Raw genomic sequence first — 12,765 nt, forward strand, 5'->3', positions numbered from 1 at the left:
TCTAGGAGAGTATTAGTAATGACTAAAATCGATTTCAAAGACATTCGCACTCACAAAGGTAGTCAACATGAAGGATTTGAAGAACTATGCTGTCAACTTGCATCATTTGAGGAAGTACCAAAAGACTCTATTTTTCGTCGCAAATCGGGTGCTGGAGGAGATGCTGGTGTTGAATGTTACTGGCGATTACCTAATGGAAATGAGAAGGCTTGGCAAACAAAATATTTTCCTGATAAATTGGGAGATAGCCAATGGGTACAAATTGATAAATCCGTTAAAGCGGCCTTGGATAAACATCCAAATTTAATTGAATATATAATCTGTTTGCCCCTTAACCGTACTGAAGGACGCAAGGACGGAGAAAAATCCCAAATGGATCGCTGGGATGAGCGTGTTCAAACATGGGAAGGATGGGCTGAAGAACATGATATGAAAGTTCAGTTTGTTTATTGGGGAGAATCAGAAATTATTGAAAGGCTTTCTCGCCCACAACCTCAGTATGCTGGTCGTGCCTATTTTTGGTTTAATAAACAAGAACTAACTAATGAATGGATGATTCAGCGTTTTCAAGAAGTTAGAGAAAATGCTGGGGCACGCTACACACCAGAAATTCATGTTGATTTACCAGCAGCTCAAATATTTGAAGGACTTGGTAGAACCGATCTTTTCTTTGACCGCATTGACAACTTATACAGTCAGCTTTGTCGAAAGTGGAAAGATGCCAAGAAGCCGTCAGAAGAATTACAGGAAAAAGTTCCTAATGTAGCTAAATCTTTAAACGATCTGAGTAAAGATGTCAACTTACTCATCAGTGCATTGAAAAAAGCATCTGATAGACAGGCTTTGTCACCAATTGATTTTGACTTAATTGCTTCTTTGTCAAAAAAACTTTGGCAATATGATAGTTACACACAAATTCGGCAAGTGAATCCGTCTCATAACGGACAACCAAAGGAAAAAATAGAAAATAGAGACATTGATAATCGTTCAAATGAAGACTTAAAATCAGTTCGTGATAAAATTTCAAAAGTAAAAGAAATAGGAATAGAAATTTACGAGTTTGCCACCAGTGATATTACTGCTGCGTGTAATCAAGGCGCACTTCTACTTACGGGTGAAGCTGGAACAGGTAAAACTCATCTCTTCTGTGATATAGCTAAACATCGTCTTGATAACTCACTTCCGACCATAATTTTATTGGGTCAGCACTTTTGTCAAGGCAACCCTTGGATTCAAATAATGCAGAGATTGCACCTTTCTTGTCAGCGTGACGAGTTTTTAGGCGCATTAGATGCTGCTGCACAAGCTTGTGGTAGTCATGCAATGATTTTGATTGATGCTCTTAATGAGAGTGATGATAAAGGTTTATGGAAAAAGGAACTAGCAGGTATGTTAGCTGTTTTGCATAACTATCCACGCATTACTATTGCAGTAAGCTGTCGTACTTCATACGAAAGCGTAACAATACCAAAAAGCATTGTTCCAGAAAAGTTAGTGAAAGTTGAACATCATGGATTTGCTAACCATGAATATATTGCTACTAAAACCTTTTTTTCTCATTATGGCATTGAACATCCTAACGTTCCTTTGTTAGTTCCAGAGTTTTCTAATCCACTTTTCTTACAAACACTTTGTAAAGGTATTAAAAATCGTAAATTAACACGAATCCCTAAAGGCATTAAGGGAATTACTGCTGTTTTTAATCTATTTATAGATTCAGTTAATGAGGTTTTATGTGTACGACTCGATTATGATTATAAGACTAATTTAGTAAGAAAATCAGTAGAAGCTTTAGCCTGTAGAATGGCAGAAAAAGAACAGCCTTGGATAGATAGAGAAGAAGCAAAAAGTATTGTTAATTATTTCTTGCCTAATAATATTTTTTCACAGAGCTTATTTTCTCACCTGCTTGCTGAGGGGTTACTATCAGAAGATTTAATTTATCGTCCCTCAGAAGACGAATATGAAGAAGAACAAAATCAAAAGATTGATATTATTAAGTTTCCCTACGAAAAATTTAGCGATCATTTAATAGTCCGTTATTTGCTGAAAAACTACCTTGATAAAGACAAGCCAACTGAATCATTTGATGAAAATAAACCGCTAGGTAGGTTAATAGCAGCTAGATGGAATACACAGAGTATAAGTGGTTTACTGGAAGCTTTATGTATTCAAATTCCTGAACGACTTGGAAAAGAAGTAATGGAATTAACATCAATTAGATTATGGTGGTTTGAACATCCATTTTTACAAAGTCTTATTTGGCGTAATCCCACTAAAATAACTCAAACAACCAAAGATTATCTTGATGAAATATTCCAAGAAGAAGGAAATGAAGAAAAAGTTTATAATGTACTACTGACAGTAGCTACCGATCCTGAACATCCTTTAAATGCAAAATCTCTTCATCGTCATCTCATAAATCTCAGAATGCCAGATCGCGATGCAATTTGGTCTATTTATTTATTCGATCAGTATGAACAAAAAGGGGCAGTCGATCGTTTACTTGAATGGGTCTGGGAAGCCGAAAAAGACCATATCTCAGATGAATCCATCGAACTTTGTGCAATTGCTTTGACATGGTTTTTAACAACATCTCATCGTTTTCTTCGCGATCGTGCAACAAAAGCTCTTGTTTCAATGCTACATCCAAGACCTCAAGTTTTAGTCAAAGTTATCGAGCAGTTTTTAGAAGTTGATGATATTTATGTATTAGAACGGCTCTATGCTGTTGCTTATGGAGTCGCAATGGTTAGCAATGATGCTGACAAAATAGGAGAACTTGCAAACAAAATCTATGAATGGGTATTTAAAGAAGGTACACCACCAGTACATATACTTTTGCGTGATTATGCTCGTGGTGTTATTGAAGTAGCTAATCATCTGGGTACTTTATCAGACAAGGTAGATATTGATAAAACTCATCCCCCTTATAAAAGTGATTGGAATCTCGATCTACCAACAGAAGAAGAATTAAAACTATATATTGAATTAATAAAGCTTGATTTTGACATCAATCTACCTCTATTACTATTACTTTTATCATTTAAGTCATGGGCTTCAAATTCTTTAATTATATGTAAGCTAAGAAGTGTTTCAAAGGAAACTCAATTTAATAGTTTTAAAGACGATCCTAAATGGAGCCTTGATGTTCTATACACATCAGTTATGGACTCTTTTATGGGAGGGGATTTTTCTCAGTATGTTATAGAATATCGTACTCGTTACTGGTCTTCCTGTATATTAGGCGAGCCAAAAGAACCTACTAAAAAAGAGAGATATGAGCAATTTATAGACTCTCTTACAACTACACAGAAACAAGCATGGGAAGAATATCAAACAATATCCAAAAATGTAGATTTGTATAAACAGCTAGAGCCTGAAAGTCGTATAGAATATTTTGAAGAAGAGTGGACAGACGAAGAATTAAAGGAAGCTATTACATCTGGTAAAGGAGATTTTGTGAGCATTATTGACCAGGAAAAAACAGAATTTTTTGAAAATTATGTTGTACCATTTTTAGAAAATCCAAGAGAAGATGAATGTCGGTTCGATACTTCTATTGCAAAACGCTGGATTGTTAAGCGAGTTCTTGAATTAGGATGGACAATTGAAAAGTTCGGTTGGTTTGATAGACGTTGTGGTAGTCATGGTCGTGCTGCGAATAAACCAGAACGAATTGGTAAGAAATACCAATGGATTGCCCTTCATGAATTTCTTGGTTGCATGGCAGATAATTTAGAGTTTACAGTTTCTTCTGGGTTGGATGAAGCATCTGAATCATCTGTTTATAAAGGAACTTGGCAGATTGGAATCCGAGATATCGATCCATCCTTTTTGTTAAAACAAATTCCTGAATCTCAACAAAATAATCAAAAAACTTGGTTAAAACCTATCGACTATATATTTGACGAAGTTGATAAACAAGGACAGATAGACTGGATAAAGCAACAAGATGACTGTCCCGATCCATGTCAACTCATTGAATTAACTAATCCTAATGATGAAACAGTTTGGTTAACTCTAGAAGGTCATTATGGTTGGGAAGAAAAAGAACCTTTAGAAGAAGAAAAATATCAAACTTCTCAACGACAAATGTGGTATCAGATACGAAGCTATATTGTGCGTTGTGAAAATATGGAAGAAACCTACAAATGGTTAAAAAATAAGAACTTTGAAGGGAGATGGATGCCAGAATCTGGAGAAATTTCTGATATATTTATTGGCGAATTTTCTTGGGGTTTACCTTATCATAAATGGATTGAAGCTAATTCTTGGGTTTCTCACATAAATAGTACAGACGGAGATTTACCTTATCCAGTCGTTGTAACAACAACCGGATATTCTTTTAGTAGTAGTTTTGATTGTTCAACAGATGAAACAATATCTGCTTTAATTCCTTCCGCTTGGCTAATGAAGAATATGGAATTAAGATGGTCAGGAGAATATTTGAAGTTTAGGAATTTAAACAATGAACTTGTGGCATTTAATCCTTTAAATCAACTGTCTCCAGCAAACTTTTTAATCTCCAAATATCAACTGGTTAACTTTCTAAGTGAAAATAATTTAGATATTATTTGGACAGTATTAGGAGAACGTCAATTGATTGGTGGAAATCATAATGAATGGCCTGGACGCCTAGAAATTTATGGTGTGTATCGGCTAAAAAATGGTGTAATAGATGCAGAAAAGCTTAATACTTGGCATAGAAAACCCGATTTGCTTCTCAAAAGCTCGACTATTTGACTATCGCCCTTTCATCTATCCGCCTCCATCGTGGCACGGGCGTCCCGCCTGTGCAATAGATCGGTTCAAAAAGAGCGATCGCCCTGTAAATAGTAGAATTTACTCTGGTTTACTGCTTGTGCTATAATTGAGTAAAAATCTTTGTAATTACTACTAAGATAATGCAAGCTGAAAAAATATCAATTTCCCTATCACAATCGCTACTACAGTTTATTGAAAGCTACAAAATTGCTAAAGGATGCAACTCGCCCTCCCAAGTAATTGAAGTAGCTTTGGAATTGCTGCGAAATCAAGAACTAGAATCTGCTTACCGACAAGCATCCAGTGAAATAGACTCCGCTTGGGAGCTAACAGTTGCCGATGGATTAACCGATGAAACGTGGTGACATTTACTACGCTAATCTCAGTCCTACGGTTGGTTCGGAGATCGATAAACGCCGTCCCGTATTGGTGGTGAGCAATGACGCTAATAACCGTGCCGCCAATACAGTTACAATTCTACCCATTACCTCTAATGTAACCCGTGTCTACCCTTTCGAGGTCTTACTAAATCCAGAGGATAGCGGTTTATCCAAACCTTCTAAAGTTCAAGCACAGCAAGTACGGACAATTTCTAAACAGCGAATTAGCAGCGATGCAGTGGGAAGTTTGAGTGAGGAAATCATGCAGCTAGTAAATGCTGCTCTCAAACTGCATTTAGATGTCGATTAACTGTGATATATAGGCGTTTTTTTTCGTGGCACGGGCGTCCCGCCTGTGCGATCGATCGGCTGAAAAAAGAGCGTGAAGGGGATCTATCCCGTAGAGAATCGCCCTTTCATTCCCCTGACTGAATTTGACTCCTCACCCACTGCCTAAACCCTCGAATCATCGACGTTTCACCCACATTTTCTTGCTTTTCCAAAAATCCCATAATCTCAGATGGCGACAAAAAAGGAAAGTGAGGAGAAACCTCCCGTTCTACATATTCCTGACCTTCTAACTGATAGAATATTAAACGCGAACCGTCATAACGCCAAACCTCTGGCACGCCCAAACTCGCATACAATTCCATGCGGTTGATAGAACTGCTAGTAATGTCAATCTCGATTACTAAATCAGGTGGCGGATATTCATTTAAGTCAATTTGATTTACAGCTCGAATAAGTCGCTCATTCTCGATATAGTAGCACTGATCCGGTTCTAATCCGCGAGCCAAATCCTCGCGCCTGCAAGTTCTCGAACCCAAGCTGCGAATTTCTACATTTAATTCTTCGGTGACTGTTTCTACGAAACGTCCTAAGATTTGTTTATTACCTTCATGTGGATCTGATGGAGTCATAATTTCTAATGTTCCGCGATCGTAAGTTAAACGAATTCCCCGCTGTTGGGCTAACTCGTTTACCAGAGATTCGTAAGTCTGCCAACTAATATTTTTCAGCACAACTCCCGGTTGTGGGGTTTGAATCAGGGTGGCTGTCATGGCTACCTGCTTGCTTTTTAGCTTATTTATTAAATCTTAGCAAAACTCAGCTTTACCAAACGCACTGAGGGGGTGAGAACGCCTCAGAAATTTGGATTCTAAGAGCATTGAGGCTGCTGAACCACGAAAAAGATAGCGGATTATTGACAAGTTTATTGACTCGTAGGATCGGCAGCGATCGTCCCACCCAAATAGTCCTGCACCCACATCGAGGCCAGAAACCCGGTTGCTTCGTAGATTTCTAGTTGAGAATCTGCGATTTTTCAGAGAAACCCCGTTTCTTCGCGTAACTCCTACCAAATCAAAATCCAGCAATACGCTAAATATAATTAAAATTTGTTAAGATTAACTCGACCTCAGCGCCGGCATCCCATCCGCCGCTAAACCTGCCCTTCCCCAGTCCCCACAACAATGCTGCGACTCGAACACATCAGTAAAATTTACCCCACAGGCGTCGTACTCAAAGATGTCACCTGGGAAGTCAAACCGGGCGATCGCATCGGCTTAGTCGGCGTTAACGGTGCCGGTAAATCCACCCAACTCAAAATCATCGCCGGCGAAATCGAACCCACCGCCGGCGAAGTTATTCGCCCCGCCAGCTTGCACATCGCCTACCTCTCCCAAGAATTTGAAGTAGATCCGACTCGTACCGTCAAAGAAGAATTTTGGCGTGCCTTCAGCGAAGCCAACGAAGTCCATGAATCCCTAATGCAAGTCCATCGAGACTTGGAAAACTCCTCCCCAGAAAATCTCGACGAACTGATCCACAAAATGGATCGGCTGCAACGGCAATTTGAAGGCTTAAACGGCTACGGTTTAGAAGCCCAAATCGAGAAAATTCTGCCCGAAATCGGATTTGAACCCGAAGATGGCGATCGATTAGTCAGCGCCTTCAGCGGCGGCTGGCAAATGCGGATGAGTTTGGGCAAAATTCTCCTCCAAAAACCAGACATCCTGCTACTAGACGAACCTACCAACCACCTCGACTTAGAAACGATCGAATGGCTGGAAGTTTACCTCAAAGGGCTGACAACCCCGATGGTAATCGTATCCCATGACCGAGAATTTCTCGATCGACTCTGCACTCAAATAGTCGAAACCGAACGCGGAGTTTCCAGCACCTACCTCGGCAACTACTCCTCTTATTTACTGCAAAAAGCCGAAGCCAGAGAAGCCCAACTCAGCGCCTACGAAAGCCAGCAAAAAGAACTGGAGAAACAGCAAGCATTCGTTGAAAAATTCCGTGCCAGCGCCACTCGCAGCACCCAAGCCAAAAGCCGGGAGAAACAGTTAGACAAAATCGAACGCATCGAAGCACCCACCGGCGGATTAAAAACTTTGCATTTTCGCTTTCCCCCCGCACCCCGCAGCGGCCGCGAAGTAGCCATAATTGAAGATTTGGTGCATACCTACGGCGAAAAAATCCTATTTTTGGGAGCAGACTTGTTAATTGAACGGGGCGATCGCATTGCCTTTCTCGGCCCCAACGGCGCGGGCAAATCAACCCTGCTGCGCCTGATTATGGGTTTAGAAAAGCCGACTGAAGGTACGGTCAAATTGGGAGGCCACAACGTCATCCCCGGTTACTTTGAACAGAATCAGGCAGAAGCCTTAGATTTGAATAAAACCGTGATCGAAACCATTCACGACGAAGTACCGGACTGGAAAAATGAAGAAGTTCGGACTTTACTGGGGCGGTTCTTGTTTATCGGCGAAACAGTATTCAAACAGGTTGGCGCTTTAAGCGGCGGCGAAAAAGCCCGCCTAGCTTTGGCAAAAATGCTGTTGACTCCCGTGAATTTGCTGATTTTGGACGAACCGACAAATCACCTCGACATTCCGGCGAAAGAGATGATGGAAGAGGCGATTCAGAATTATGACGGTACGGTAATTATCGTGTCGCACGATCGCTATTTCATCTCCCAAGTCGCCAACAAAATAGTCGAAATCCGGGACGGAGAATTTCGCCCTTATTTGGGAGACTACCACTACTATCTCGATAAAATAGCTGAAGAAAAAGAGCTAGCCAAGTTAGCCAAACTGGAAGCTGAAAAAGCAGCTAAAAAAGCAGAAAAAGAAGCGAAGAAAAAAGCGGCTGCTAAGCAAAAATAAACTTGCATCACTCGCAGATAAACCTTAAATCCGCGTTTATCTGCGTGTATCTGCGGTTAAAAAAGAATCTGATTCTTAACTAATCCAAAATTTGATTAATCATTTGATTCGCCTGGGACTGGTAACTCCCACCAAACAAATTAAAATGATTTAAAATGTGATACAGATTATAAAGAGTTCGGCGTTCTTCATACGCTGACTCCAAAGGCCAAACCTGATTATATCCCCGGTAAAACTGCGCCGGAAACCCGCCAAATAACTCCGTCATCGCAAGATCAACTTCTCTATCTCCAAAATAAGTTGCCGGGTCAAAAATCACCGCTTCCCCCGCAGATGTCACCCCTGCATTTCCCCCCCATAAATCCCCGTGAACTAGCGAGGGTTGAGGTTCATAACCAGCTAACAATCCAGGAATCATTTCTAATAAACGTTCCCCTTGTGGAAAATGACCGCCCCGACGCCTAGCCAGTTTTAACTGATAACCAATCCGATGTTCTGCCCAAAATTCTGCCCAATTTGCGGTCCAATTATTAATTTGTATAGTTGAGCCGATCGTATTATTAATATCCCACCCAAAAACTCCCCTCCACAAGCCCGAATTAGGCTCTTCTCTCCCCCTTAGCAAGGGGGGGTTGGGGGGGTATATTTGTGCATTTCGGCGAGTTTTCGCCCCATTTCTTCCCAAGCTCGATCGCCCCCGCGACTTCCCAAATCCAGCCATTCCAGCACAATATAAGCTGAATTCCCCTCAGTTCCCCAGCAAATCGGCTCAGGTACTCGAATCGTCTGGGTTCCCCCCATTTGCTGCAAACCCAGCGCTTCAGCTTCAAACATCGCGACTTGGGAAGCTTGATTGATTTTCACGAAGTAAGTGCGGGAGCTGCTGCTGATATAATAGCCTTGATTGATGCAGCCACCGCTGACGGAACGGCGATTGTCGATCGAAAATGTTTCTCCGGTTGTTTCACAGATGTGCGCAGCAATTTTGTCCCACATAGCATGAAATCGTCTTGAGGGTTGAGGGCGATCGGAATTAGTTTAACAGGTATGGCAACTTAATCAAGCAAAAACAACAAAGCCCCTATCTGAAGCTCAGAAAGAGGCTTTGTATTGGATAAGAGAATTCCAGCCATCGAGATATTTTAGAGCGGCAGTGAAGGGCCAAATATCTTCGCCACAGGGAGGTTTAAGAAGCGAGCTGGGGATGGTATCGGGGTGGTGCCACTGGGTCTTTTGAGACTACCAAAAAGTTGTAAGGGAGAAAAACGCTGAAGACTGCAGAGAATTAAGTCATCAATCACCATCAGTCAATAGAGGTCAAGCCCTCGGTCTATTAGTACGCCTCAGCTTCATCCCTCTCAGGACTTCCACTTAACGCCTATCAACGGGTGTTCTGCCCGTGACCTTACTGGATAACTCCATGAGAAGACTCATCTTGAGGTGGGCTTCCCACTTAGATGCTTTCAGCGGTTATCCACTCCGCACTTGGCTACCCTGCGTTTACCGTTGGCACGATAACAGGTACACCAGCGGTGCGTCCCTCCCGGTCCTCTCGTACTAGGGAGGAATCCTCTCAATCTTCTTGCGCCTGCACCGGATATGGACCGAACTGTCTCACGACGTTCTGAACCCAGCTCACGTACCGCTTTAATCGGCGAACAGCCGAACCCTTGGGACGTACTTCCGCCCCAGGTTGCGATGAGCCGACATCGAGGTGCCAAACCTCCCCGTCGATGTGGACTCTTGGGGGAGATCAGCCTGTTATCCCTAGAGTAACTTTTATCCGTTGAGCGACGGCCCTTCCATGCGGCACCGTCGGATCACTAAGACCGTGTTTCCACCCTGCTCGACTTGTAGGTCTTGCAGTCAAGCTCCCTTATGCCTTTGCACTCTTTGGCTGATTTCCAACCAGCCTGAGGGAACCTTTGCGCGCCTCCGTTACCTTTTAGGAGGCGACCGCCCCAGTCAAACTACCCCCCTGAAACTGTCTCCTTCCCGGATGACGGGCAAGGGTTAGAATTCTAGCCTCGCTAAAGTGGTATCTCACCGTTGGCTCGATTCTGCCCACAAGCAGAACTTCATAGCCTCCCACCTATCCTGCGTAAGCGAAGCCCGAACACAATTCCAGGCTATAGTAAAGCTTCATAGGGTCTTTCTGTCCAGGTGCAGGTAGTCCGTATCTTCACAGACAATTCTATTTCGCCGAGTCTCTCTCCGAGACAGCTCCCAGATCGTTACGCCTTTCGTGCGGGTCGGAACTTACCCGACAAGGAATTTCGCTACCTTAGGACCGTTATAGTTACGGCCGCCGTTCACCGGGGCTTCAGTCGCTAGCTTCGGTTACCCTAACCAACTTCCTTAACCTTCCGGCACTGGGCAGGCGTCAGCCCCCATACGTCGTCTTACGACTTTGCGGAGACCTGTGTTTTTGGTAAACAGTCGCCTGGGACTCTTCACTGTGACCTACTTGCGTAGGTACCCCTTCTCCCGAAGTTACGGGGCCATTTTGCCGAGTTCCTTAGAGAGAGTTATCTCGCGCCCCTTGGTATACTCTACCTCCCTACCTGTGTCGGTTTCGGGTACAGGCTGACTAAAGTTTATGATGTTTAGAGCTTTTCTTGGAAGCCTGACATCTACCACTTCCCTCCCGTAGGAGGTCGTACTCGTACCTCAGCTCAAGACGTTTTCTCCGTCTCTCAACACCTCGAATACTTGAACCGGTAACCAACATCCGGCTGGCGATTGCCTTCTCCGTCCCTCTGCACCAACTTTAGTCAGGTACGGGAATATTGACCCGTTATCCATCGACTACGCACTTCTGCCTCGCCTTAGGACCTGACTCACCCTCCGCGGACGAGCCTGGCGGAGGAACCCTTAGGGTTTCGGGGTGTAGGATTCTCACCTACATTTGCGCTACTCAAGCCGACATTCTCACTTCCGCACAGTCCACACCTGCTTGTCGCTAGTGCTTCACACCGTTGCGGAACGCTCCCCTACCAATACATGATTAAAAATCATTTATTCCACAGCTTCGGTAGACTGCTTAGCCCCGTTCATTTTCGGCGCAGGAGCGCTAGACCAGTGAGCTATTACGCACTCTTTTAAGGGTGGCTGCTTCTAGGCAAACCTCCTGGTTGTCACTGCACTCCCACCTCCTTTATCACTTAGCAGTCATTTTGGGACCTTAGCTGGTGGTCTGGGCTGTTTCCCTCTTGACGATGAAGCTTATCCCCCACCGTCTGACTGGCCGAGTACCAGTTTAGTATTCAGAGTTTGCCTCGATTTGGTACCGCTCTCGCAGCCCGCACCGAAACAGTGCTTTACCCCTAAACTTAATCTCGACCGCTGTGCCTCAACACATTTCGGGGAGAACCAGCTAGCTCCGGGTTCGATTGGCATTTCACCCCTAACCACACCTCATCCGCTGATTTTTCAACATCAGTCGGTTCGGACCTCCACTTGGTGTTACCCAAGCTTCATCCTGGACATGGTTAGATCACCCGGGTTCGGGTCTATAAACAGTGACCTGTGCTTTCACACGGGCGCTCTTGTCAAACTCGCTTTCGCTTTGGCTGCAACCCATAGGGTCTTAACCTGCCACTGCCTATAACTCGCCGGCTCATGCTTCAACAGGCACGCGGTCAGACGTTAAATCGTCCTCCCACTGCTTGTAAGCTAACGGTTTCATGTTCTATTTCACTCCCCTTCCGGGGTTCTTTTCACCTTTCCCTCGCGGTACTGGTTCACTATCGGTCACACAGTAGTATTTAGCCTTACGAGATGGTCCTCGCTGATTCACACGGGATTTCACGGGCCCCGTGCTACTCGGGATACAGTCACGCTCTTTTCTACTTTCGACTACAGGACTTTCACCTTCTCTGGTGCAGCTTTCAACTGCTTTGTCTAGCTTGAAGATACGTTAATTGACTGTCCCACGACCCCAGAAGTAAAAACCTCTGGTTTAGGCTGTTTCCCGTTCGCTCACCACTACTTGGGAAATCGCTATTGCTTTCTCTTCCTCCAGCTACTAAGATGTTTCAATTCGCTGGGTTCGCTGCTCTCAGTCTATGTATTCAACTGATGCTTACTGGGTTGCCCCATTCGGACATCTCCGGCTCAATGCTTGCTTCCAGCTCCCCGGAGCTTATCGTCGGTCGCCACGTCCTTCTTCGCCTCTGTGTGCCTAGGTATCCACCGTTAGCCCTTTGTAACTTGACCACTTAATCTTTTGATGATGTCGCTTGTAAGATGCTCTTGTCAGATGCTCCGATTGCTCGGATGACTTACAAGTGACTTACAAGCTTTGATGACTTAATTTCTATGCAGTTTTCAAGGTTCTGACTAGAGTTCTAGACTCCAGCATTCCGACTTCTTTTTGGATTTTGAGCAACTGAGTCTGGGTGCTGATTTCTATTTCTTTTGGTTTTTTTTGTTGGTTTTGGCTA

Annotated in this window: 5 protein-coding genes, 1 rRNA gene and 1 pseudogene; 4 read left to right on the forward strand and 3 right to left on the reverse strand. The window is 43.6% G+C overall.

The window, feature by feature from the left end; genetic code table 11:
- Positions 1 to 18 precede the first annotated feature (18 nt).
- From avs2 to D0A37_RS10270, 3 genes are all read left to right on the forward strand, one after another.
- On the forward strand, positions 19 to 4,746 hold the full coding sequence (avs2, locus tag D0A37_RS10260) for an AVAST type 2 anti-phage system protein Avs2 (RefSeq protein WP_242723810.1): 4,728 nt from the start codon (positions 19 to 21) through the stop codon (positions 4,744 to 4,746).
- 161 nt (positions 4,747 to 4,907) lie between these two features.
- Positions 4,908 to 5,132, forward strand: coding sequence for a CopG family transcriptional regulator (locus D0A37_RS10265; protein ID WP_242723813.1), 225 nt, complete (start codon positions 4,908 to 4,910; stop codon positions 5,130 to 5,132).
- The gene (locus tag D0A37_RS10270) at positions 5,119 to 5,457 is read left to right on the forward strand and encodes a type II toxin-antitoxin system PemK/MazF family toxin (RefSeq protein ID WP_242723815.1); all 339 of its coding nucleotides are present in this window, start codon (positions 5,119 to 5,121) and stop codon (positions 5,455 to 5,457) included. Before D0A37_RS10265 ends, D0A37_RS10270 begins: the two co-directional genes overlap by 14 nt.
- A 106-nt stretch (positions 5,458 to 5,563) precedes the next feature.
- Here D0A37_RS10270 and D0A37_RS10275 read toward each other — a convergent pair whose 3' ends face one another.
- Positions 5,564 to 6,208, reverse strand: coding sequence for a Uma2 family endonuclease (locus tag D0A37_RS10275; RefSeq protein WP_242723817.1), 645 nt, complete (start codon positions 6,206 to 6,208; stop codon positions 5,564 to 5,566).
- A 411-nt stretch (positions 6,209 to 6,619) separates the two neighbouring features.
- On the opposite strand from D0A37_RS10275, the gene D0A37_RS10280 reads away from it, so the two are divergent.
- Complete coding sequence (locus tag D0A37_RS10280) at positions 6,620 to 8,320, forward strand: ABC-F family ATP-binding cassette domain-containing protein (RefSeq protein ID WP_242723820.1); 1,701 nt, start codon at positions 6,620 to 6,622, stop codon at positions 8,318 to 8,320.
- A gap of 79 nt (positions 8,321 to 8,399) precedes the next feature.
- On the opposite strand, the pseudogene D0A37_RS10285 reads toward D0A37_RS10280, so the two are convergent.
- Both D0A37_RS10285 and D0A37_RS10290 read right to left on the reverse strand, forming a co-directional pair.
- Positions 8,400 to 9,316 (reverse strand): annotated as a pseudogene (locus D0A37_RS10285) (fructosamine kinase family protein).
- A gap of 317 nt (positions 9,317 to 9,633) precedes the next feature.
- Positions 9,634 to 12,538: ribosomal RNA gene (locus D0A37_RS10290) — 23S ribosomal RNA — on the reverse strand.
- Positions 12,539 to 12,765 lie beyond the last annotated feature (227 nt).

The sequence above is a fragment of the Microcoleus vaginatus HSN003 genome (genome assembly GCF_022701255.1).
Classification (GTDB): Bacteria; Cyanobacteriota; Cyanobacteriia; order Cyanobacteriales; family Microcoleaceae; genus Microcoleus; species Microcoleus vaginatus_B.